This window comes from Chitinophaga sp. Cy-1792 (genome assembly GCF_011752935.1).
Classification (GTDB): Bacteria; Bacteroidota; Bacteroidia; order Chitinophagales; family Chitinophagaceae; genus Chitinophaga.
Window position 1 is genome coordinate 380,712 of sequence record NZ_VWWO01000002.1, and the last position, 25,689, is coordinate 406,400.

17 protein-coding genes and 1 tRNA gene are annotated in these 25,689 nt (G+C 45.1%); 17 read left to right on the top strand and 1 reads right to left on the bottom strand.

The window, feature by feature from the left end; all coding sequences use genetic code 11:
* Positions 1-153 precede the first annotated feature (153 nt).
* The 3 genes from F3J22_RS15910 to F3J22_RS15920 all read left to right on the top strand — a co-directional run bounded on the left by F3J22_RS15910 (position 154) and on the right by F3J22_RS15920 (position 5,732).
* Positions 154-1,911: a cellulase family glycosylhydrolase gene (locus F3J22_RS15910; protein WP_167018946.1), complete on the top strand. Its 1,758-nt coding sequence runs from the start codon at positions 154-156 to the stop codon at positions 1,909-1,911.
* A 54-nt stretch (positions 1,912-1,965) separates the two neighbouring features.
* Positions 1,966-3,162 (top strand): family 16 glycosylhydrolase, encoded by a 1,197-nt coding sequence (locus tag F3J22_RS15915; RefSeq protein ID WP_167018947.1) that lies wholly within the window; start codon positions 1,966-1,968, stop codon positions 3,160-3,162.
* Between the two features lie 194 nt (positions 3,163-3,356).
* Positions 3,357-5,732: an ABC transporter permease gene (locus F3J22_RS15920; protein ID WP_167018948.1), complete on the top strand. Its 2,376-nt coding sequence runs from the start codon at positions 3,357-3,359 to the stop codon at positions 5,730-5,732.
* A gap of 104 nt (positions 5,733-5,836) precedes the next feature.
* Here the strand turns inward: F3J22_RS15920 and F3J22_RS15925 are convergent, their stop codons facing one another.
* Positions 5,837-6,316: a YMGG-like glycine zipper-containing protein gene (locus tag F3J22_RS15925; protein WP_167018949.1), complete on the bottom strand. Its 480-nt coding sequence runs from the start codon at positions 6,314-6,316 to the stop codon at positions 5,837-5,839.
* A gap of 159 nt (positions 6,317-6,475) precedes the next feature.
* On the opposite strand from F3J22_RS15925, the gene F3J22_RS15930 reads away from it, so the two are divergent.
* From F3J22_RS15930 to F3J22_RS15995, 14 genes are all read left to right on the top strand, one after another.
* Positions 6,476-7,429, top strand: coding sequence for an ABC transporter ATP-binding protein (locus F3J22_RS15930; protein ID WP_167018950.1), 954 nt, complete (start codon positions 6,476-6,478; stop codon positions 7,427-7,429).
* A 264-nt stretch (positions 7,430-7,693) separates the two neighbouring features.
* A complete protein-coding gene (locus tag F3J22_RS15935) occupies positions 7,694-8,227 on the top strand; it encodes an RNA polymerase sigma factor (protein WP_167018951.1) in 534 nt (177 codons plus the stop codon).
* A 5-nt stretch (positions 8,228-8,232) separates the two neighbouring features.
* Positions 8,233-9,351 carry a FecR family protein gene (locus tag F3J22_RS15940; protein WP_167018952.1) on the top strand — a complete coding sequence of 373 codons (1,119 nt, stop codon included), beginning with the start codon at positions 8,233-8,235 and terminating at the stop codon, positions 9,349-9,351.
* A gap of 76 nt (positions 9,352-9,427) precedes the next feature.
* Positions 9,428-12,829, top strand: coding sequence for a TonB-dependent receptor (locus F3J22_RS15945; RefSeq protein ID WP_167018953.1), 3,402 nt, complete (start codon positions 9,428-9,430; stop codon positions 12,827-12,829).
* Positions 12,830-12,847: 18 nt separating this feature from the next.
* The gene (locus tag F3J22_RS15950) at positions 12,848-14,680 is read left to right on the top strand and encodes a RagB/SusD family nutrient uptake outer membrane protein (protein ID WP_167018954.1); all 1,833 of its coding nucleotides are present in this window, start codon (positions 12,848-12,850) and stop codon (positions 14,678-14,680) included.
* 28 nt (positions 14,681-14,708) lie between these two features.
* A complete protein-coding gene (locus tag F3J22_RS15955) occupies positions 14,709-16,007 on the top strand; it encodes an IPT/TIG domain-containing protein (RefSeq protein WP_167018955.1) in 1,299 nt (432 codons plus the stop codon).
* A gap of 2 nt (positions 16,008-16,009) precedes the next feature.
* Entirely contained in the window at positions 16,010-17,545 is a 1,536-nt protein-coding gene (locus tag F3J22_RS15960; RefSeq protein ID WP_167018956.1) for a right-handed parallel beta-helix repeat-containing protein, read from the top strand.
* A 60-nt stretch (positions 17,546-17,605) separates the two neighbouring features.
* Positions 17,606-19,465, top strand: a complete 1,860-nt coding sequence (locus F3J22_RS15965) for a M1 family metallopeptidase (protein ID WP_167018957.1) — start codon at positions 17,606-17,608, stop codon at positions 19,463-19,465.
* A gap of 266 nt (positions 19,466-19,731) precedes the next feature.
* Positions 19,732-20,226, top strand: a complete 495-nt coding sequence (locus tag F3J22_RS15970) for a DinB family protein (protein WP_167018958.1) — start codon at positions 19,732-19,734, stop codon at positions 20,224-20,226.
* 227 nt (positions 20,227-20,453) lie between these two features.
* A tRNA-Lys gene (locus F3J22_RS15975) sits at positions 20,454-20,526 on the top strand.
* 648 nt (positions 20,527-21,174) lie between these two features.
* On the top strand, positions 21,175-21,846 hold the full coding sequence (locus F3J22_RS15980; RefSeq protein ID WP_167018959.1) for a LuxR C-terminal-related transcriptional regulator: 672 nt from the start codon (positions 21,175-21,177) through the stop codon (positions 21,844-21,846).
* A gap of 154 nt (positions 21,847-22,000) precedes the next feature.
* Positions 22,001-22,891, top strand: coding sequence for a S8/S53 family peptidase (locus F3J22_RS15985; protein ID WP_167018960.1), 891 nt, complete (start codon positions 22,001-22,003; stop codon positions 22,889-22,891).
* Positions 22,892-22,905: 14 nt separating this feature from the next.
* The gene (locus F3J22_RS15990) at positions 22,906-23,889 is read left to right on the top strand and encodes a hypothetical protein (RefSeq protein ID WP_167018961.1); all 984 of its coding nucleotides are present in this window, start codon (positions 22,906-22,908) and stop codon (positions 23,887-23,889) included.
* A 31-nt stretch (positions 23,890-23,920) separates the two neighbouring features.
* On the top strand, positions 23,921-25,678 hold the full coding sequence (locus F3J22_RS15995; RefSeq protein ID WP_167018962.1) for a LamG-like jellyroll fold domain-containing protein: 1,758 nt from the start codon (positions 23,921-23,923) through the stop codon (positions 25,676-25,678).
* Positions 25,679-25,689: the final 11 nt, after the last annotated feature.

A 25,689-nucleotide genomic window follows, 5' to 3' on the forward strand; every position in this document is an offset into this window, starting at 1 on the left:
GTTGTAGTAGACATGTAGTACATGATTTCCTTTATCGCTGGCGGATTTGATTAGGCATGTAGTAGAATTGACGTAGCGCGGAATTCGGTTATTTTTAAGGGATTATAGAATTTCGCAGTATCGGATCAACAATAACAAATTCACGTCAGTTGTATGGAATTTCACGGAAATGAAAACTCCTTTGCCAGGAGAGTAGCCAGCCTTTTAGTTATCTTATTATCATTAGGAATGCTTGCACAAGGTCAGGGCTTTTTAAAAGCCAATGGACCTGTCATTGTTAATGGTAAGAATGAAAAAGTCATCCTGAGAGGGATGGGTTTAGGTGGCTGGATGCTGCAGGAAGGGTATATGTTCCGTGTAGGTAATATTGGTCAGCAATATAAAATCAAAGAAAAGATACAGGAGCTGGTGGGGCCGGAGCGCACTGCTACCCTTTATAATAACTGGCTTACCAGCCATACCAACAAAGCAGACATCGACAGTATGGCCGCCTGGGGATTCAATTCCATCCGGCTGCCCATGCATTATCGCCTGTATACCTTAGCCTTAGAAGAAGAGCCGGTGGCCGGACAGCAAACCTGGCTGGACGAAGGTTTCGCGCTGACAGATTCTTTACTCAGCTGGTGCAAAGCCAATCATATGTACCTGATCCTGGACCTGCATGCCACACCTGGCGGACAGGGAAATGACCTGCCGATTTCAGATCGTCATCCGGAAAGACCAAGTTTATGGCAAAGTGAAGCAAATCAGGCAAAAATGATTGCTTTATGGAAAAAATTAGCTGCCAGGTATGCCAATGAAGCATGGATCGGTGGTTATGATATCATCAACGAACCTAACTGGGGCTTCGAAAATGCCGATGATAGAATAGGCAGCAAAGAAAAAACCAATGCACCACTGAAGAAATTGATGCAGGAAATCACTGCTGCCATCCGCGAGGTAGACAAAAATCACCTGATCATCATCGAAGGAAATTCTTTTGGTAATAATTACAATGGTATTCTGCCTACGTGGGATAACAATATGGCGTTGAGTTTCCACAAGTATGGCAACTTCACGGATGAAGCGTCTATCAAACACTTTAAAGAACTGCGTGCGCAATACAATGTTCCTTTATGGATGGGCGAATCTGGCGAGAACTCCAATAACTGGTACCAACATACGATCAGTATGGTGGAAAGTAATGATATCGGATGGGCATGGTGGCAGGAGAAAAAGATAGGTTTCAATCAGCCACTGGAGATAAAGCTGAACCCGGGCTACCAGGCTATCCTGGATTACTGGAACGGCAAGGGGCCGAAACCATCTCCGGAAGATGCCTATGCCGCATTGACACAATGGGTCGCTGATACACGTATTGAAAACAATATTTACCATAAAGACGTGACTGATGCTATGTTTCGTCAGGTGCAGACCACTGCCACCATACCGTTTAAATCACATGTAATTACTGATAATGCGGTGGTAAAAGCGGTGGATTATGACCTGGGGAGGAATTTATTTGCATACAGTGATCTGGATACGGCCAGCTATCATTATACGCCGGGTGTGAATACAAGAGGTAACCGTGGAGGTGTATACCGTAATGATGGGGTAGATATCAAATCAGAAAACGGAGATTATAATATTTTCAGCATAGAAGATACAGAATGGTTACAGTATACTTTAACAGTTCCGAAAGCAGGGAACTATACTATTTATGTCAAAGCAGCAAAGGATGAGGGTAACGCCGTATTTAACCTGCTGGATAATGGTCGGACAGTGGCTACAGCAGTAGCAGTTCCGGATGTACAGGGATGGCAGCGTATCGCAGTGAAAAATATTAAACTGAACAAAGGTGAGCACCAGTTCAGGGTATATTTCACCAAAGGTGGCTGTCAGTTTAATCAACTTGAATTCCAAAGACAATAACCATGAAGATAGTATATCACCCCTCTTTTGTTAACTTTTACAAGTATAAATTCCATGACTGTAAAACCATTCCACGTGGGCGTAGCCCTGTTATTAGCCCTTACTTCCTGTACGAAGAGCGCTGAAAATACGCAGCAGCTTGAAAAAATTACAGGTAACGCAAAAGCTCAGGTAGCACTTGCCACCTCTTACAATCTGATCTGGTCAGATGAATTTGATGGCAGCAGCGTTAACACCAACAACTGGTCTTTTGAAACCGGCCCGGGTGTTAACAACGAAAAAGAATATTATCAGGCATCGAACGCAACTGTCAGCGGAGGCAACCTGGTGATCACAGCGAAGAAGCAGACCGTAAACGGATGGCCGTATACCTCTGCCCGCATGAACACTGCCGGACACTTTACAACTAAGTACGGACGTATTGAAGCCCGTATCAAACTCCCTTCAGGCCAGGGCTTATGGCCTGCCTTCTGGATGTTGGGGAACAACATCGGTTCTGTAGGATGGCCTGCATGTGGTGAAATCGACATTATGGAACGTGTCAACACCAGCAATACGATCTACGGAACCATCCATTGGAATAACAATGGACACGTAAGTTATGGTGGTACTACCACTACAGATCCCGAAAACTACCACGTTTATGCGGTAGAGTGGGATGCAAATGGAATCAGGTGGTTTGTTGATGGTACGCAGTACGTTGCTGCCAACACGCAGAACAACATCAACAATACCGGTGCTTTCCAGAATCCGTTCTTTATAATACTGAACCTTGCAGTAGCAGGCGATTTCCCTGGTCAGACAGTGGACGAAAGCAAGCTGCCGGCAAGTATGTACGTAGACTATGTTCGTGTTTACTCCATTACACAGTCATCTGTACCTGTAGGACAAACAATTACGCTCAAGGGCTTTAACAATGCATTTGTCAGCAGCGAAAACGGTACACAGGCCATGACTTGTACCCGTGCCACTGCACAAGCCTGGGAGCAGTTTACCGTGGTAGATGCAGGTGGTGGAAAAGTAGCACTGCAGGCTATGGGAAAATATGTTTCATCAGAAAACGGCGTCAATCCTATTACGTGTAACCGTACTACTATTGGCGACTGGGAAAAGTTTGACTGGATCGTGAACGCAGACGGTACGATTTCGTTACGAGGCAATAATGGCAAATATGTATCCTGTGAAAACGGGACACAGGCCATGACCTGCAATCGTGCTACGATTTCCGGCTGGGAAGCTTTTCATATCTAGTTATATTTGGGTGATGTATCAGGCCACGCTTTCCAGCGTGGCTTTTTTATTTTTGCAGATGTCCGATATTGAACAGCAGCTGTTTGAAAAGCGGACAGGGATACCGCCAGATATTTTTATATTTGTTTGTAAATCATTGTTTTACGATTCTGGCATTTTTGTAGCATCAGCTATCTTTCCTAAATAACCCAGCTATGATCAGTAATTATCTAAGAATAGTGTGGCGCAATATGCAGCGCAACAGGATGTATACGGTTATTAATATCACAGGATTGGCCATGGGTGTCACCTGTGCTATTTTGATATTCTGTCTGATTAACTACCATTATTCTTTTGATAATTACCATCCGGATAAGGAACGTATCTACCGGGTAGTATCAGAAACGTCTTTTGATAATCAGCTGGATCCGGGCCCTGCTGCACCTACACCTATGGCGGGTATATTAAAGAGCGAGTTTGCATTTACAGATGCTGCGGCCATGCGTTCCGGCAGGTCGGCGATGCTGGTCACTACCAGTAAGGCCGGCGATGCCAGCAAGTTTAAATTCCCGGGCGCGTATATCCAGCCGGATTACTTTAAAATATTTGATATCCCAATGTTAAACGGCAGCCGGCCTGTACTGACGGAGCCCAATACCGCCCTGGTAACAAGGAAGGTAGCGGAGCAGCTATATCCGGGTAAAGATCCGGTAGGTAAGCCACTGGTGGTTAACAACAACGTAGTATATACCATTGCCGGTATTTTGGCAGATGTACCTGTTAATACAGATAACCAGGAGCAAATATACCTGCCGTTTGAAAACCTGCGTAAGTTGAGTCCGGGCTTTATAAGTGACAGTAACTGGAATACGCTTAGTACATCTATGCAGTGTTATTTAAAGGTAAAGCCAGGTGTTAAAGCGGGAGAGGTGGATGATCAGTTGAAGGGACTGGTAAATAAGTATTACTCAAAGGAAGATGCGAAGCTGTTTCATTATTTTCTGCAGCCGTTATCAGAGCGCCATTTTGATTCCCGTTTCAATGGGGTGATGGATAAACGCTATTTGAGGGGGCTGGCGCTGATAGGCATGTTGCTGATCGTTACGGCGTGTATCAATTTTGTTAACCTGGCTACGGCGCAGTCTATACGAAGGAGTAAGGAAGTCGGCGTTCGTAAGGCTTTGGGAGGCACTCAGTGGCAGATGTTGTGGCAGTTTTTGTTTGAAACCTCCGGCATCGTGGCAATGGCACTGGCAGTAGGCTGTGTGGGTGCGATACTTTCGGTTCCTTATCTGAACAGCTTATTCAATGTAAAGATTAATATTAATATAAACCTGGCGTTGACGCTGGCAGGATTTGCATTGGGATTGTTTGTTGTCACATCTTTGCTGGCAGGGTTTTATCCGGGATGGTTATTGTCCCGGTTTAAGCCGGTAGAAGCGCTGAAGGGCAAGGTGGTAGCTCCTGGCGGCAGGAGTTTTAATATTCGCAGGGGGTTGGTAGTCGTACAGTTTGTGCTGGTGCAGTTTATGATTATCAGTACTGTGGTAATAGCGAGGCAGATGTATTATGCGATCAATGCTGATTTAGGATTTAAGAAAGATAATATTTTGTTGATGGATTTGCGGGGTGCGGAGGAAAGCCGTAACCAGACGCTGAAGAACCAGCTGATGCAGGTGCCGGGAGTCACGGATGTAGCCCTGTGTTATAGTGCCCCATTGTCTGACAACAACAATTACAGCGACGTCAAATACGATAATAACCCTGTCAGTGAGGCATGGCAGGTAAATACGAAGAATGGCGATGAGCATTACCTGGGGATGTTCGGTATTAAGCTGGTTGCCGGCAGGAACTTTTATGCCAATGATACCAATAGTGTGATGGTAAATGAGATGTTTGTGAAGAAATTGCGGTTGAAAAGTCCGGAAGCTATCCTTGGTAAGCGTATAAAGATGAATGGCCGTTTTACTGAAGTGGTGGGGGTAGTGAAAGATTTCAATAATCTGAGTCTGCACCACGAGATAGACCCTATAGGTATCAGTTATCAGCCGGATAATTTCAGTAATGGTGCCATTAAAATGCAGCCGGGCAACCTCCATGCGCTGGATGATATCAAAAAGGTATATGCTGCCGTATATCCGGAGCAGTTAGTAGATTATGTATTCCTGGATGATGATATTGCACAAATGTATGAAGTGGAGTCAGTGATGATGAAGCTGATCAGGATATTTGCTGCGATTGCCATATTAATAGGCTGTATAGGTTTACTGGGGCTGGTGTCATTCCTGGCGGTACAGAAGCGCAAGGAAATAGGCGTACGGCGTGTGCTGGGGGCAACCGTAGGCTCCATTCTCTGGTTGTTTGGCCGTGAGTTTGCGCGGTTGATATTGATTGCATTTATAGTTGCAGCGCCACTTGCAGCTTTGGCGATGTCGAAATGGTTGCAGGGCTATGCGTACAGTATTCACCTGGGTTTCCGGGATTTCCTGTTGCCGGCGGGTATTACTGCTGTTATAGTATTAATTACTGTATGGTATACTTCGTATAGTGCTGCCAGTATGAATCCGGTGAAAAGTATCAGGACGGAGTAAGATATTTTGTCCCTCAAAAAGAAGGCCCCCGCCGTTGGCGGGGGCCTTCTTTTTGAGATTTTCCCGCGCCTGAGGCGCGGGAAAATCTCAAAAAGATATACTGCTTATTGATTTGCTTTCTTCTTTTTAGAATGATCCACGATTGCACCGGTACCAGCACCAACGCCGGCGCCAATGATAGTACCGATAGCGGCACCTTTCACGTGGTCTTTATTAACGATTGCACCTGTTACGGCACCTGCGCCGGCACCAACAACGGCACCTTTGGCAGTGTGGCTCCAGGAGCTCCATCCTTTTTTCTTTTTCTCAGCAGGAGTAGCTGCTGCAGCGGCAGGGGTACTGTTTGCGGCAGTACCGTCATTATTGGTGTATTCAGCCGGGCTGTAACCGCTTTCGCTGCCACCTTTATGATGATGTTTGTTAGCATAGTTTACTGAATCGATCGCACGTTGTTTGATGGCTTCAACGTTATTGATAGAGTCAATGGTGGCTTTTTTAGCTGCTTCGATGGCTGCCTGGTCCGGCTGGCCTTTGCAGGCAAATAATGCTAAAGCGGCTGCTGCTACGACGAATGTTTTTTTCATGGTTAAAATCTTTAAAATTCCCTCAGAATATGGGCATTGTCCAAAATTATGCCAATTTGGGGTCGCAAATATAATACATTATAAAAAAATCGCAAGAGATTGTTATGGTGAAGGATAAAAGATATGATTATTCTTCATTTTGAATACCTTTACACCCTCATGATGAATTTTCTTGAAGTAAATAATATAAGCAAGGCCCATCAGGACCAGCTGGCGGTGAAGGACGTGAGTTTCAGCATGCCGCAGTTCCAGAAGCTGGCCATAGCCGGTGCTACCGGTTCCGGCAAAAGTACCCTCCTGAAAATTATCTCCGGCCTCGTGCAAACGGATGAAGGAACGGTACACTTCCAGGGTAACAAGGTAAAAGGCCCTTTACATGTGCTGATACCGGGTCATCCGGGTATTGCCTATCTCTCCCAGCATTTTGAGCTAAGAAATAACTTCAGGGTAGAGGAAATCCTCTCCCGTGATAATAAACTGGTAGATGAAGATGCGGCGAAGGTGTATGAAGTATGCCGGATTACCCATCTTTTCAAACGTAAGAACGACCAGATTTCCGGTGGAGAGCGGCAGCGCGTGGCGCTGGCCAGGCTGCTGACAACGGCGCCTCAGCTGTTGGTGCTGGATGAGCCTTACTCCAACCTGGATATGATCCATAAGCAAATGCTGAAACAGGTGATCGCAGATATTGCTGCTGACCTGAAAATAACCTGTCTGCTTACATCCCATGACCCGCTGGACGTATTGTCCTGGGCGGACCGCATCATGATCATGCGTGGGGGAGAAGTGGTGCAGCAGGGTGCTCCACAGGAGGTTTACCTGCAGCCGGCAGATGATTACTGTGCAGCACTTTTCGGTACCTATAACGGGATACCGGCGGAAAACGCCGCATTGCTCGGCCTTAAGGTCAAGGCAGACAAAATATTTATACGTCCTGAAAATGTACAGCTCACCAAAGGCGCCGGTATTGCGGCCACTGTGGAAACAGTACAGTTTTTCGGTAGCTACGAACAGGCCGTGCTTAAAACGGAGGTAATGCCCCTGCTGATCAAGGCGCATCCCGGTACCCTGAAAACCGGTACAGAAGTGAAAATCAAGCTATCGCTCAAATAATACCTGCCGGCCGTACCAGCTCCTGGTGCGGCCGGATTTACTGTTCCCCCGATCATCCCCCCATCTACCCATATCATTTTCGTATATGGTCATCTCCCTGGTTTATCCGCTCTAAAAAATTCTTTCTGCAATAAAAAAATTATTATCTTGATCCCATCAACCAAAATTTAATGCAGGCAGCATTTTTAACGTGAACAGTGACCAGGCAGGCTGCCAATCCTAAATAATTACTTATTTCCTGTATTTCACACGGCCAGGTATTCCATGGAGAAACAACCAGACTATGAGCTGATTGAACGGCTAAAGGCAGGCGACAATGCCGCATTTGATACGTTTTTCGTCAAATATTACCAGATGCTCTGCCTGAATGCTTATTGGTTTCTGCGTAACGAAGCAGAAGCCCAGGACCTCGTGCAAACATTTTTTATCGATATCTGGGATAAAAAGTTATATTTAAATCTCAATGGTGATGTGAAAGGTTATCTTCATCAGTCAGTAAAAAACCGTTGTCTGAATTATCTGCGCAAGCAGAAGCTGACCAGAGAGCAACAGGAAGACTTTTCCATGTTACAGGATGCTACAGACAAACCTCCAGAAACAAGTCCGGATTACATCCGGCAACTCAATACTACGCTTGATGATATGGCCCGGCAAAAGAGAGCCGCTATTCACTTAGTTTATGTACAAGGAAAAAGATACCAGGAAGCTGCCGATGAAATGGGTATCAGCCTGAATTCTTTTAAAACGCATCTGAAGCGCGGCCTGAAGTTATTACGTCATGCCATCATTCAGAAATAATAACAATGGAACAGGACCATATATTCCAACTCTATATTCAACATGTGTCGGGAAATCTTCTTCCCGAAGATGAACAATATATTGCAACACAGCTACAGCAGAATACATCCTTTGCGGAGCAGTGGAAAAAGCTGGTAGACGAAGGGAATACCCTTCCTGTAAAATCCTTTTTTCAAGAAACAGATCCTCAGCAGGCCTTACAGCAGCATTACCGCCGTCGCAGGAAAATTGTGCGTATGCACCGGCTCCGGATGGTGTCTGCCGCTGCTATACTCTTACTCATGGCCTTTTCGGGGGCATGGTACCTGCACCAGAAAAATAAACCGGTAGCCGATAGTATTGCGCGTTTAGTCGTGGCCGTTAAAGCACCCGTACAGCTCAATTTGGCCAATGGTAATACGATCGCACTCCGCCAGGACAGCAATCACACTATTCGTGTAGCCGGCTCCGTTATCAAAACGAATAACGGGCAACTGGCCTATGCATCTGCTGATACCGCCCTTAATACCCTGACCGTTCCTGCCGGAGAACATTACCGGCTGCTATTATCCGATGGGTCGGAGGTGTGGCTGAATGCCGCTACCACGCTACGTTTTCCATTCAATTTTCATGGCAGTACAAGGGAAGTAAGTGTAGAGGGGGAAGCCTATTTCAACATTGCAGCCGATCCTTCACGGCCGTTTATCGTTAATACTGCTTCACAAAAAACAGAAGTATTAGGGACCAGCTTCAATATCAATACCTATAATGACGGTGCCGTACAAACATCGCTGGTAAACGGAGCAGTGCGCCTGCACAGCCACTCGGGCCAGGTGCAATTACTGAAGCCAGGCAGCCAGGCAGTATATGCCGGCAATGAATTTACCGTACGTAAATTTGATCAGGAAGATGTGCTTTCGTGGATGTCGGGCATTACCTATTATCATAGTATACCCTTGCAGCAGCTGGCGCCTATTGCGGCCAGGTTCTATGGTATTGCAGTGGAAATAGAAAACCCTGCATTGTATACCCGTTCCTTCACCGGATTAATGGAGCGTAATAAACTGGAAGATTTTCTCTCTGACCTGAAAGTTACAGGCAATATTAATAGTGTCGTTCACGGCGATAAAATAATTCTCCAATAATTTTATTTTTTCCTGTCACCCGTTTTTAAAATCGTGTGTAGTTAAGTTGTAACAAATACATCTAAACTATTCCGCGATGAAACAAACTATACGCCTTCGTAGCCTGCTACTATGGCTGCTATGCTGTTGCTGCTGGTATAATACCGTCAGCGCCCAGGATAGTACCAAAGCGGCGCATGCCACAGTTACCCTCACCGGATCACATCTGTCGCTGTTACAGGTGTTTACCGCCATCAAAAAGCAGACAGGCCTTACACTCGTGTACAGCAATCAGTTGCTCAACGACGGGGAAGAAGTCAATGTCAGTTTTCATGGTACACCGGTACAGGAAGTATTGAATACTATTCTTAAAGACAGGAACATTTCTTATGTCATCCAGCATAACCGCATTATCCTGGATAAGAAGCTGCCCGCACCTGCTCCTGCTGTAACCGTACAGCAGGAAGAAGAATGGGAGGTACGAGGGCAGGTACTTACCACGACAGGTTCGCCTGTGCCGGGGGCAACAGTGTCTGTGACAGGCACTTCCCGCGGTATGGTAACAGATGCACTCGGCGTTTTTAGTATCAGAGCGAATAAGAACAGTATTGTTCGTGTAGCCATGGTAGGTATGAATACCGAAGAAATACAGGTAGGTAACAAGCGCACGTTAAAAATTACATTGACAGAAAAGGTCGATAAGCTGAACGAGGTAGTGGTAGTAGGTTTTGGTAACCAGCGTAAGGTAACGGTAACGGGTGCGGTATCCTCCGTGAATATGGCAGATATGCGTGCGCCGGTGGCTTCCCTCTCCAATGCTTTGGTAGGAAAGGTTTCAGGGGTGATATCCATGCAGAGTAGCGGTGGAGAACCTGGTTATGATAACCCGCAGTTTACCATCCGGGGTATTGGTACATTCACTGGCATTGTAACGCCGCTGATTGTGGTGGATGGCGTACAACGCAATGATATCAACTCTACCTATGGTGGTGCATTTAATAATATAGATCCCGAAGATATTGCCACCATATCACTGCTGAAAGATGCTTCCGCTACCGCCGTGTATGGAGCCAAAGGCGCAAACGGTGTATTGATCATTACTACCAAACGCGGTATTGCAGGCACTCCCAGGGTTTCAGCAAAAACAGAAACCGGCTGGACAGGGCTCACACAGTTACCAAAAATGGTGGATGGGGTCACTTATATGAAGTTGTACAATGAAGCGAAAGTAAATGGTGGAGATGCGCCAACCTATTCCGACGAAGTGATCGCAAAAACTGCATCCGGACTGGATCCCTACCTTTATCCGAATGTGAACTGGCTGAAGCAGATTTACAAAGACAGGGCGTCCATGACCAATGCCAATGTAAATGTGAATGGAGGCGGTGAGGCGATGCGTTATTATGTATCTATGTCTTTCTACGACCAGGAAGGCCAGTATAAAGTATCAAACATCAACGGGTACAACCCCAATCTGAATTTCAAGCGATATGATTTCAGGAGTAATGTGGACATGAACGTTACGAAGTCCACCCTGTTATCTTTGAATATTGCCTCTATGCTGGTAAACAGCCATTTTCCGGGGAACCCGGCAGGTGGCATCTGGTATTCTGCCTATGCCACCAATCCCATTTCTTTTCCTGTATCCTACCCGGATAATAAATGGGCCGGGCCCAGGAATAATGGTGGCGTGAACCCATTCAATATGGTGCAGAACTCCGGTTATAGTACAGAGTTTAAACCTTCCGTTCAGTCGGTAGTGTCGCTCACACAGCAGCTGAGTGCTATTACGAAAGGGCTTTCGGCAGTGGCTCGTTTTTCTTTTGATAGTTACGCTGAATTTGATAACAGCAGAAAAGGGGCAAATGATTTATGGTATGCCGCTTCCCGCGATGAAGCCGGGAACCTGCAATATGAGCGTACCCGCACCGGCGATACCTATCTGGGCTACAGCTCTTCTTCTACAGGAGAGCGGATCATGTACCTGGAAGGTAATATCAATTATGACAGGAACTTCGGTAATCATACCGTTAGCGGTTTGATAGTAGGATCTATGAGAAACAGGGTAATAGGTTCGGCGGGAGACCTGAAGAGTGCTATTCCTTTCCGTAACCAGAGCCTTGCAGCAAGGGCCACTTATTCCTTCAAAGACAGGTACCTGGCAGAAGTGAATTTTGGTGCTACCGGTTCTGAAAATTTCGATAAGGGAAAAAGATGGGGGTATTTCCCTGCGGCATCTGCTGGCTGGGTTATCTCTAAAGAGAATTTCTTCCAGCCGTTGATCAGGGAAATAAACTTCCTTAAACTCCGTGGTTCTTACGGTAAAACAGGTAATGACCAGCTGAGTAACAATAATCGGTTCGGATATCTTACTTATATCAGTTCTTCCGGTGGTATTGGTTTTGGTTATTCCCCTTCCTGGTATAATGGTATCTCGGCCAGTACTGTCGGAACAGATAATCTTACCTGGGAAAAATCTGCCAAAACAGATATCGGACTGGAAGCAGGATTTTTCAATAAATTCAACCTGGTAGTAGATTATTTCCAGGATCATCGTACAAATATCCTGGTGCAAAGAAATACGATATCGCCCATAGCAGGATATGGTGATGCGATTATTTTCGCTAACCTTGGAGAAATGGTTAACAAGGGGATGGATGCGAGTGTAGAGTATGTGGATCGTTTGAGCAAAGATGTAAAAATACGGGTGTTCGGAAATATCACCTATGCCCATAACAGGATTATATATGCAGACCAGCCGAAGGCATTGTATCCTTACCAGCAATATGAAGGGCATCAGTTCGGGGAATATAAGGGATTTATCAGCCTGGGTTATTTCCAGAGCCAGGAAGAAATTGATAAGAGTCCGACGCAACTGAGGAAAGTATATCCGGGAGATATCAGGTATGCAGATTTAAATGGTGATGGTAAGATTGATGCGAATGATATGACCTATCTCGGTAAATCCAATTTCCCGGCATGGTCCTATGGATATGGTTTTACCATTAATTATAAGAAGCTGGAGCTTTCTACCGTTTTTGCAGGGCTGGCAGATGTAGGATTGATGGCGAATGGTTCGGAAGTTTCATTTGGAGATTGGGGCGCTGCTGGTGTTGGGGTGGTACCTTTTGCAGGTATGGGACAGTATTCAGCCAATGTGCTGACGGATGTAGCCAACAGATGGACGCCTGAGCATCCCGATCCTAATGCGCATTACCCGCGTTTAACGCTTGCCAACCTGAGCGACAACAACTATCAGAACAGTACCCATTGGTTAAAGGATGGCAGCTTTATGCGCCTGAAACAGGCTACGCTGAGCTATTCAGTGATTACCGCAGATATGAAAAGGAAAGGCATCAGCAATCTGCTGGTTTATGTTACCGGTACCAACCTGCTCACCTTTACGAAGTTTAAATTATGGGACCCCGAGCTGGGCGCCAATGGTGCGAAGTACCCTTTTGCCAAAACAGTTACTGTTGGTGTGAGAGCACAGTTTTAACCGTATAAGATAATTGTTATGAAGACAAATAAATCACTTTATATACTACTGTGGATAACTGCTATGGTGTTGGTTTCCTGCAGTAAATACCTGGATAAAAAACCGGATAATCTGCTGACAGAAGACCAGATCTGGCAAACGCGGGCCAACGCAGAAGCATTCCTGTATAACGTTTATGGCATTGCCGTGACCGATGGTGGCGGCTATTCGTCTATTGGTGGTTCTGATGAATCTTCCGTATGCATTCCTACAGTTCCTGTACGCCTGATGGTAAGTGGCAACTGGAGTGCGGCAGACTGGATCTGGTATAACTGGGGCAACAGTTATACGGCCATTCGTAAAACATTTGTTTTTGAACAGAATATTGATAAAGTACCCACTTCGCAGCTGAGTGATGAGTTGAAGCATCAATACAAAGCAGAAGTACAGTTCCTGAGAGGATATAGCTATTGGTTGCTATTGCGGCAGTACGGTCCTTTTGTTAACCTGGATAAGCCTTTGTCACAAAATGAAGACTACAATAGCTTTCCACGAGCGCCATTCGACACCTGTGTGGCAACTATCGTCGGTTTGATGGATAAGGCCGCAGCAGGGTTGCCTTCTGTATGGGACAACAATGCCAATGATGGACGCGCTACCCGTGGCGCCTGTATGGCCATTAAGGAGAAAGTACTGCAACTCGCTGCCAGTCCGCTCTATAATGGTAATCCGGCCTTCAGCAATTTTAAGAACCAGGATGGTACACCACTGGCCCCGGCCACTTATGATGTGAACCGATGGAAAGTAGCTGCAGCCGCGGCCAAGGCAATAATTGATTCTGCCCACTATAAGCTATATACGAATCAGGACAATGGTGATAGCCAGTTTAATCCTTATCTCTCCACCCGTGATATTTTCCTGACAGCATGGAATAATGAGATCATATTTGGTCAGGTATCCTGGAATAAGTGGGGCTTTACAAAATGTGCTTCTCCGGGGCCGGGGGGATATAATATGTATAATGCGACGCAGAATCTGGTAGATGCTTTTGCCATGAATAATGGCAGGTATATAGACGATCCGGCATCGAATTATAAAGAAACAGGTTTTGCGCAGCAGGATGGCGCCAATAGCTGGGAGCAAAAAACAGGCGACTGGAATATGTATGCCAACAGGGAGCCGCGTTTTTATGCCTATGTAGCGTATAACGGGCGTCCGGTGCTGGCAGCTAAAACAACGGATGACAGAAATGCTTTTTCATCACCTGCCAATGCTGATGGGAAAGGACGAAATGAATTTTATTACAATGGTATGTCGGGTCAGAAATCAGCCGGTAACAATAACCTCACCGGTTATTGCGTAGCAAAAAGGATTAGTCCGAACGATAATATCAGGTACGATCAGGTATCAAATCCTGGTATTTATATCCTGGTACGTTATGCTGAAATATTACTGGATTATGCAGAGGCGCTGAATGAATATGATCCCGGCAATCCGGACATTGTGAAATACCTAAATATGGTACGTGCAAGGGCAGGATTACCTGGCATTGAAACAGTGTATCCGGATGCCGTAGGTAATACAGATAAGATGCGTAGGTATATTCTTCGTGAACGTCAGGTGGAGCTGTGTTTTGAGGGCGACAGATATTTCACGCTGATAAGAAGGTTATTGCTGGGTAAGCCGGAAAACCAGGCCATTTACGGCATGAACGTAAGCGCCAATGACAATGGATTAGGTTTTGCATTTACTGATTTTTACAAGCGTACTTTATTCCAGCAACGTTCATGGGATAACAAAATGTACCTCTTCCCGATACAACAACAGGATATAGAACGGGACAGGGCCCTGGTGCAGAATCCTGGCTGGTAAATCTTTCATCATCTAACTATAAAAAATTATGACTAAGCATATATATACCTGTTGTCTGTTTGGGGTGATGGCATTTGCAGGATGTAAGAAAGATACAGTGGCATCGCATGTGGCGGGAGCTGCTATGACGATAGATAATTTCACGCCGGAGACAGGTGGCCGTACCACGGAGATCCTGATCAGCGGCAGCAATTTCGCCACTGATACCAGTCAGCTTTCGGTGACCATCAATGGTAAAAAATGTACTATCGTTAATTCCAATCTGGGTCAGCTGATGGCGATTGTTCCGAAGCAGTGTGGTACGGGTCTTATCGTGGTGAAATCCGGTAACGACAGCGTAACGAGTACCAAACCCTTTAACTATATTTTTACGCGTACCGTCAGTACGCTGGCTGGTAGCGGCAAAGCGGGATATGCCAATGGCAATGGTACGCAGGCACAGTTCAACTTCAATGGGCAGAACTGGTACAGGGCTTCCGGTATTGCAGTAGATGATCAGTTGAATGTTTATGTAGCAGATGTGGGGAATTCGTGTATCCGTAAGATAGATAGTGCGGGGAATGTGAGTCTGTTTGCCGGAAAGCCTGGTGTCAGTGGTTTTGCAGAAGGCAAGGGCTCCGACGCAAAATTTTCTTTGGTCTATGGTATGGCCATTGATGAGCAGGGTAATTTATATACGGCAGATCCCGGCAACTGGGATATACGGAAAATCACGCCTGACGGCACTGCTACCGTATTGAAATGGGGGGCCGTGGGCCCCTGGTTTGCAGGCTATGATAAGGTGTCGAAAAAAGTATACTATTCTTCGGCTGATAGTCCGGGGGGAGTATGGCGTATCAATGATGACGGCAGTGAAGACAAGATCGTTGGTGGTATTAATTATCCCGGTGGTATTGCCTTTGATGTACAGGGGAACCTTTTTGTAAGCTCCAATGGCGACCATACCGTTTTGAAGTTTGATGCCAATACCTGGAAGCAGACGGTTATTGCCGGGAAAACAGGCGTGCCTGGTTATGTAAACGGTACTGCTGCTGACGCACGTTTTGCGTTCCCGTGGGGACTTACACTAGACAGGCAGGGGAATATTTACCTGGCAGGAGATGGATTGGTCGTAGGTACCGGTAATGCCGACCAGAGCGTTCGTTTTCTCACCGCAGGGACTTATGATGTAAGTACCTATGCCGGTAGCAGTACAGAAGGGTTTACAAATGGTATGGGCGAAGCAGCTGCTTTTGCGGGGCCGTTGGGCGTGGCTTTGGACAAGAATGGCGTTTTGTATGTGATAGATAAAAATAATAATGCAGTTAGAAAAATTATATCTGAATAAAGATGAAAACATATTGGTTAACCGGATTACTGATTACCACGGTGGCTTGCAGCAGTGGTACGCCTGATCGTACAGGCGTGGTCGTTACACCGGCAGTACATAGTATTTATGTGACAGTATATGGAAATGATAATGCGGCGGGTGATGTTGATCACCCGCTTAAAACGATCAATGTAGCGCTGGGGAAGGCCAGGCCGGGAGATTCTGTCATCCTGCGCGGAGGGACCTATCAGCAGCTGGTTGCCGTCAATGCAGCAGGAACGGTTAACGCACCCATCGTACTGACAGCGATGGCCGGAGAGCGTGTATTGCTGGATGGTACCGGCATGATCGTGAGTGCCAGCACCAGTATGCTTACCATCAGCGGTAGCAGGTACGTAACCGTAAACGGATTGGAAATCTGTAACCTGAAAACAACTACCCCCTGGGTAGATGTAAGTGGAGCTACCATCAATGCAGGTTCTACAGATATCATCTTCCGAAATAATAAAATTTACAACATAGAAAATAATGTGGCGCCTGAGCAGGGTAGAAGCGGCCATGGTATACTGGTTATCGGTAATACGGCAGATCCGCTGCAGCGCATTACTGTAGAGGATAATGAGATACATGATACCAAAACAGGATATAGTGAAAATCTTACCATCAATGGTTATGTAGATGGCTTTATCATCCGCAGGAATAAAATCTACAATACAGAAAACATAGGAATAGATGCTGCCGGTGGCTACGCCGCTAATGCCAATCCGGCGCTGAACTATGCGCGGAACGGACTTATCAGCGGGAATGAGCTGTACACTATCGATATGACGCGGGGGCCTGTAGGCGGGGTGCATGGCCATGGTGCCATTGGTATTTATGTAGATGGTGCCAGGAATATTGTGGTGGAGCAGAATAAAATCCATGAGGCCGACAGAGGCATCGGTATTGTTAGTGAGAACGATGCATTCCCTACCAGCAACTGTATCGTACGGAATAACTTCGTGTACAACAGCTGGCGTACCGGTATTTATATGGGCGGGTACCTGGGATATACGTCTGGCGGCACCCGTAATTGTTACGTGGTGAATAATACGCTGTTTATGAATAACCGGGAAGCGGGCGCTTTCGGGGAGATAGAAGGGGAGCTGCGACTGACAGAACAATGCTTTAATAATGTAGTGCGTAATAATCTCGTATATGCGCGTCCGACGGATATCTTTCTGCATAAATATACCAATACCGGGTCGGGCAATATCATTGATAACAACTGGTATTTTACTACCGGGACGCCGCAGTGGATCTGGAACAGCACTAACAGTAACGTGTATACGGATTTGCTGAGCTGGCAGCAGGCCAGTGGTGCGGACGCGGCTGCTGTATACGGCCAGGACCCGTTACTGAAGGATGTTAACTTACCCGACCTGCATTTACAGGCAGGGTCGCCGGCGAGGAACAAGGGTTTTATGTTACCTGATTCCGTTGTAGGCACGCTGGATATAGACGGGAATCCGCGTATCAGTGGTGGCCACTTATCCATCGGAGCGCACCAGTTATAAAGAAAGGTTTTGTAAATGCGGGTATTTTACCGAAGTTAGATGATATTACATCATTTGATTATGAGAAAGCATTTACTACTATTGTTAATGGCAGTAGGGTATTCGGCTGTACAGGCACAGGAACTGTATATGCCAAGGAATATCCGGAATGCCTATACCGCGCAAACCCGTGATAAAAGTGGCCGCCCGGGACCCAAATACTGGCAGAACAAAGGTAATTATGATATTCACCTGAAACTGAGCCTGCCATCGCGAACCGTACAGGGCACAGAAACCATCCAGTATACCAATAACAGCCCTGATACACTGAAAAATCTGTGGATCCGTTTCATTCCGAATCTTCATAAAATTACTGCGCCCCGTGATGGCTATCATAGCAATGATTTCCTGACAGAGGGCGTTACTATTGATAAATTTGTCTACAACGGCCAGGAGCTGAAATTCAACAATGATTTTGGCACCGTCGGGCGTATCAAGCTTCCTACGGCGGTTATGCCTAAAGGCGGGGCTAAGGTAGAGATTACCTGGCACTACGACCTGTCTAAGGAAAGCGGCCGTGAAGGCATGATTGACAGCACTACCGCCTTTGCAGCCTATGCATATCCGCGTATATCCGTTTTCGATGACTATAATGGATGGGACCAGATTGCCCATACCGACAGAGCGGAGTTTTACAATGATTTCAATGACTATACCGTGTCAGTCACCGTTCCTAAAAACTATGTGGTTTGGGGAACCGGTAATTTGCTGAACCCGGAAGAAGTATTGCAGCCTGAATTTGCCGCTAAGCTGAAAGCTTCTTACACCGCGGATAATACGATCAATATCGCTTCTCTGAAGGATAACCTGGCACATAAAGTGACCCGGCAGCAGGACTTTAACACCTGGAAATTTGAAGCAAAGCATATCAGTGATGTCGTTTATGGCACCAGTGACCACTATGTATGGGATGCCGGCAGCTCTCTGCTGGACACCGCCACCGGCTTAAGATGCAGCGTGCAGGCAGCTTATAATGATACAGCAGCAGATTTTCATCATTCAGTAGAGTTTGCAAGAAAATCGCTGGGATGGTTTTCGAATCACTGGCCTGGTATCAAGTATCCTTACCCGGTGATGACCGCATTCCAGGGTTATGCAGACATGGAATACCCGATGATGGTCAATGATAATACCGTAGAAGATGACATGTTCTTTGCCAAGCTGGTGCAGGACCATGAAATGGCGCATACCTATTTCCCTTTTTATATGGGTATCAATGAAACCCGCTATGCCTTTATGGACGAGGGTTGGGCTACCACCTTTGAATACCTGATCGGTATTGCCGATGTGGGCAAGGAGAAGGCAGATGATTTCTACAAACGTTTCAGGGTAGCTCGTTATATCAGTGATCCTTCCACGGAAGAAGATCAGCCTATCATCAGCATGTCTAACCAGGTGAGCGGCATGGGCTATGGTAGCAACTCCTACGGCAAGGCCTCTCTTTCCTATCTGGCGTTAAAGGATTTATTGGGAGATGAAGAATTTAAGAAAGCCCTGCATATGTATATGGACACCTGGCATGGCAAGCATCCTATTCCATGGGATTACTTTAACATCATCAATACTGCTACAGGCAAGAACCTGAACTGGTTCTGGCAGAACTGGTTCTTCACGAATAATTATATAGACCTGGCAGTAGCTGGTGTGAAGGGCAGCGCCATCACGATTAAGAATGTGGGTGGTTTCGCTATACCGTTCGATATGGAAGTAACGGATGTGAATGGTGAGAAGCGCCAGTATCACTATACACCGGCTATCTGGCAGAAGAACGCCAGAGAAGTGGTGGTGCAGGTGCCTGGCAAATCAGCCATCAAAGAAGTGAACATCGATGGCGGGATCTTCATGGATGCAACTCCTGCGGATAACAACTGGAAGAAGTAAGCTATTATTGAGCATCCCCCGTAGTCTGTCTAAAGGGCATTTTACGGGGAAATAGCCCACCGTGCGCCGATACCGAAGGTTAGGCTGCAAACAAGCGAAGATTAAGAAAAACACAACGGATAAGTCCTTTGAAAGGGGTTTATCCGTTGTGTTTTTTTATTACTATTTCAACCGTTCAAAAAAAAATCCTGTTATATAAAAATGCTGCTGACATAGGGTTGTCACAAGCCGGTTATTACTTTGTATCAACAACAAAAGATAACGATATGACTATTCTTGAATTGCTCCTGAAGGAATTTGATGCGGAAGCGGTTACCACCAGGAAGATGCTGCAGCAGGTGCCTACGGATAAGTTAGGCTGGAAGCCTCACGAGAAAAGTATGACGATGGGCAGGCTGGCTACGCATATCGCGGAGTTACCTACATGGATACCGATGACTTTTGATCTGGATGGTATAGACCTGGATGTTACCAGTAATCAATACCTCACGAAGGAGTCTGCCGAGGCATTGATGGCTTATTTTGAGGCGTCGCTGGCAGAAGGCCGTGCATCGCTGGCAAAAGGAACGGCGGATCAACTGGATCTGGACTGGACTTTAAGTAAAGGCGGGCAAAAGCTTAATACCAGGTCGAAGCTGGATGTACTGAGAATGGTGCAGCATCAGATTATACACCATCGGGCACAGTTGGGTGTATATCTGCGACTGCTTAATATTCCGATTCCCGGAAGTTATGGTCCGAGTGCGGATGAACATTTTTAGTGAATAAGTATGCAAACTTCGCAGTTATATTTTACGGGCGTTGTATAACTGCGAAGTACATACGCAGAAGTGTAAAATTTTTTTATAGCTTAAAATTGGCTGTGGTGGCTTGTTTTATAAAAAATGTAAATAAAAATGCTATAATTATTTTGTCAGAATAAATATTTTTCTATCTTTGCACTCCCGTTACAAACAAGGGTATCGCGGTAAAGGCCACGATAAAAGATGATTCCGTAGCTCAGTTGGTAGAGCAATACACTTTTAATGTATGGGCCCTGGGTTCGAGTCCCAGCGGGATCACAGAAGAAGCCCGTCTCAATAGAGACGGGCTTTTTTATTTTTACAAATATGAAGTTGCCTCCTCCACATTCAATCAGGATGCCGGCGTTATAATCGGTAAATCCGAAGATGCTATTGAAATGAAAAGCATCTTCACTCGTCCAAAGTGAGTTAATTCGATACTTCCAGCTTTTGAAAACAATTGATACCGCAGTAGGCCTTACCATTATTAAAACTCCTTTACCAGTATTCTTAGGGAGAAACGCATAGTTATTTTAGGGTTGCGATTTTCATTTTGAAAAGAAACAGAAAACAACCAAAGAAAAGATCACTATTTTTCTGTTATCTGACTTTAACTGATAGCTTGGCTGATAATACAGCAATGAAGAGTATTAAAAGTAATAAGCAATTACGTTAACCTGCCGTACAACAAAATGGTTTGCTGCAGATCCGGCAATGGCAGCATCGGACTCACAGTTCTTGCTCTTCATTCGTTTATTCTACATTTTTCTGCGATCATAATATCATCAGAAAAATAGATGCTATTTGTATGTATATGAATAATTTTCAATAATTCATCGGGACATTTTTTTTTTTTTCATTCCACCGATATATTTATTTTTATAAAAACCAATCCATTACCCTCTCCCCGAAAAAATAGCAGTAATTATGATTGACCAAGGTGGTATTAGCACAAGTAAATTATCATATTTTCCTTTTATTATTAGTAGAGACGCTATCTTTTTTGATGCCTTGAAATGCTTGCCAGGGTTGGATGATGTAAGTTTGTTATTACCCGATTTGCAAGATATTTTTAATTTATGTGGTATTGTAGATAAAGCTTTAATGTTGTTTGTTGATGTGGATAATTACGCGGTGAATATGCTGGTTCATTTTATGCAGAAAGTAATTTATCCTAACATAGTGGTGATTGCTATTACAGCTGAATGTGATGTGCAAAAAACAATTGGTTATTTGCGATTGGGGATGAGAGGTGTTATTATGAAAGATGAACTGAGTGAATCATTGGTGCATGAAATTGTGAATGCCTATCCCAGCAAAGGTTTCCCCATATCAAATGTGATTACTCAGCGTATGATTCATACATTAGTCAATAATGAGCATCAACCGTTTGATGTTGATTTAAGTAAACGGGAACAACAAATTTTGCATCATCTTATGAAAGGTGCCAGTTATAAAATGATAGCTGGCGAGTTGGGTATTTCTATTGAAACCGTGCGGCATCACATTAAGCGATTATATAAGAAACTTGGTATCAAATCCAAGGGGGAAATCATTGCTAAGATGATGGATACACGAACTTATAACCCTTTTATGTAGCACGAACTACCCTTTCATGGGATGGGCGTGTATTCTTTTTCTTCTTTAATTTCATGGTCGTTTATGAAAACCTTACTATTCATAGTGGGTGGACAATTCAAATATTTCAATTAATACGAACCGAATTCAATTTCAAAAATAGACTTATCATTAGATGCTGTCAATTGAACTGGATGCTGCCTATAGTATGGTGCAATTAAACGATTTAATGCATCAAACGAGTGGGCAGCCAGGCATACACGTAGGAATTATCGATGGCCCTGTAGATACCTCGCATGAAGATCTATCCGGATCGCAATTTAATGCAACAGGAGATGTACGTGTGAGCTGCCAATCGAACGCAAGTTTTGCTTGTACGCATGGTACTTTCGTAGCAGGTATTTTAGCTGCGCGAAGAACAGCGCCATGTCCGGGAATTATTCCTGGCTGCACATTTACTGCGCGACCAATTTTCTGTGAAGCAGGAGATATTAATCAATGTCCGGAAGTAACAATAGGCCACCTGGTAGAAGCTGTGCGTTCGGTGATGAATAGGGGAGCGCGGGTGATTAATTTAAGTTTGGGTATATCGGGTGTTGACCTGAAGCGGGAAAATCAACAAATCTTACAATCCACCTTCGATGAAGCATTTCAACGTGGTATAATTATCGTAGGGGCAAGTGGCAATCATGGGAGAATCGGGCATAACCCGTTATTCGATCATCCCTGGGTAATTCCCGTAGTGGCATGCAAGCGAAACGGTTCCCCTATGGAGCATTCAAATATTGGTCGTAGCATAGGCATGCGCGGGTTGATGGCACCAGGATGGGGCTTACAACATATAAAATCCGGTGGCGGATATACAGCGTTATGGGGAACCAGTGTGGCAGCACCATTTGTAACTGGCAGCATCTCATTGTTATGGTCATTATACCCACAAGCAACCCCCGGCGATATACATGCTGCTTTTACAAAATCGCAACCAGGTAGGCGAGGCATAATTCCACCTTTATTGAATGTCACACAGAGCAAATCATATTTAGAACGACTCTTAGAAACCAGGTAAAAATTAATCATGTTATGAATGTAGAACAATCATTGCAGGACACTGCCCCAATTATTCAGCCTGCATCGGCACCGGCAACATATTCAACACCGGTTGCAGAAACCCCTTATATACCTCAACAGGTGATACCCCAATCACAACAACCCATCACAATTGAACCACAATGTGGTTGTGGTGGTGGACGCGAGGGTATGCAGCCTGTTAATCTCGGTGATGTATACGCTATCGGGAATATTTATCCCACCTTCCCCAATAAAAGTCTGGAAGAAGAATACATGTATGCCTACCAGGAATTCAAAGCACAAGGTCCGCCCAATGCACTTTTTTACCAGGTTTTAAGCCAGGGTCAAAACTTGTATATAGCGGAACGTATGTGCTGGATTTTGAGTATACAAGGTGTTGATAGTTACATACTGACTCCGCGTTCCAATGTAGAACTTTATCATTTTATTGCCGCACTGGAACCGACTTTTGTAGGAGAAAGAAAATTTGATGTGGTGGTGGGAACAAGAGGCCCGCTAGCTTCCCCGGAACGGTGTAATGGCTTGCAATTACCAACGCTAGTCGCAAATCTTACCTACTACTTTACCTTCAACCAGTTTGTAGATGCGATGGTTGGTAGCATTCCCGGCATCCAGAGAAATATTGTTGAGAGTATGCTTTCACAGATGCTGCGTATTACAGATAATGTGGGCGAAACAGATGCGCACCGCGCGTTAAACTACCTTACTATCCGGTCAAGGGAAATCTATTACATGGCATGGCAAATGCAAAATGCTGTTTCAGAAGCGCCGTATCCACATGGCGTATACTTCTTGCAAGGTGTAGATGTACAACGTAGTAACGTCCAGGGAAGCAGAAGTATAATGGACGTGATCTTCCAGTTTCAGGCGCGGGATACTGCTGAAAATATTTATTACTATCTGAAAGTAGATGTGACCGGCATGTTCCCATTTATGGCAAGTAGGCACCTGGCAAGATATTACCCGGCACCATGATATTTTTCCATGTAAACGAATGTATTTTAATATGACTAAAATCACCATACCAAAATTTGACCCTGTGTATAATACAGTGATAGCACTGGGTGGTAATAGTGCGGATTATCTACTCGCGAATCCTGTGAATAGTTTCGTCACGAAATCTTTTACAATTGAATGCTGGATGCTGGCGGATAATAATACAACCGGAACTATCCTGTCGTATACGTTAGCAGGGGAAAAATCCCTTGTTATTACAGATCCGTCCAATATCAACATCTATATCAACAATGAACATCTTGCCGATACGAATGTCAGTTTCGTGGATGCTGATTCTGGTATTGGCGAATGGTGTTATTTTTCATTGACCTGGGAAAGCACAACAGGTAACCTGTTGTTATACAAAGATGGATCGTTGGTATATTCAACCCTGTTGGCGGCAAATACAACCATTCCTCCGGATGGATCACTGGTTATTGGCCAGCTGCAAGGCGGAGCGGCCACAAATATGAGCAACCCCTTTAAAGGGAAGATTACACAATTCCGTATCTGGGATAACGTGCGCCCTGAATATTATATTGAACAGGATATGAACCGGAATATTTACGGTAACGGTGTACTTGCCTCATGGCAATTGTCGAGCCTACACCTCCCGGTTAATCAAATTACAGGCGGCTGGTATGTTAAAGATAATGAACTGGAATCTGTCCTGATAGGTGTTGTTCCGCAGTCATTCGAAAATGAATCATACCTCGTACGGTCTGTGAATAACGGGTTGACATGGGAGAATCCCAAACCTAACAAAAATAATCGCTATTATAATATCTCGCTACAACAGCAAAGTAATACAGTATGGGCATCCTTACCTGGTCCCGGGTATAATATCTGGACTTCCCCGGATAACGGTACCACCTGGGCTGATACTTATAGTGATATCCATATGTCAGTTAATGCTGCTGTTCCGGATTTAATGTTGGGGATTGGAACAGATAATTCGTTGTGGGCAATGGTAGCAGGTGCTGCATTTGCACCATTTAACGCTGATTACCCGTATAGCTGGGTATGTGCCCTCTCCAGTCAGATTATTTACGCTATTACTGCCAATCACCAATTGGTATTATCAACACAAGGCGGTACAAAAGGTGCGTTCAAACCGGTAGCTACATTTACCAAACCGGTAAAAATGGTTCAGGCTAATAATAATATTGTAGCAGTTTTGACTATGGAGGGCGAGATCTATTTCTCCATCGATCAGGCGGCTACATGGACGGAATTAGTAACGGATTCCCTGATGCGCATTGCTTTTATCAATATCATCAATTATGAGCTTTGGGCAGTTAACACATCGAACCAGGTATTTCGTACAACGGTAAATATGAAGATGATCGTGAATTGGCCGTTGAATGAAGGATATGGCTGCTTTGGATTTGATGATTCAGGTAGCAACAATAACGCGTATATCAACGGCTGTTCTTCGCAGCATGGTGAGGAAGCCTGGGAAATCTCTACGATCGTTCGGGCGCCGCAATTCATTGAAAGTAATACTGATATGATCCCATACATTGCAGAGAACGCCAGGAGAGAATTATATCTCGATGCAAAAATGGAGGAGAAAGGCCCTGTAATAGGGGAAGGATTGATCGCTAAAATAGCTGAAGAAGCGACTATGATGGCACGTAGAACAACAGGCAAGGCTGCGGCTACCGCTACCGCATCACAAAAAGTAGTAGCTGTACCCCCAAAAGCAGTAGTTGCGAAACCTGGATCGCCCAAAAAAGCAGCCCCCCCTTCATCATCTAAGAAGTAATAACGATGAAA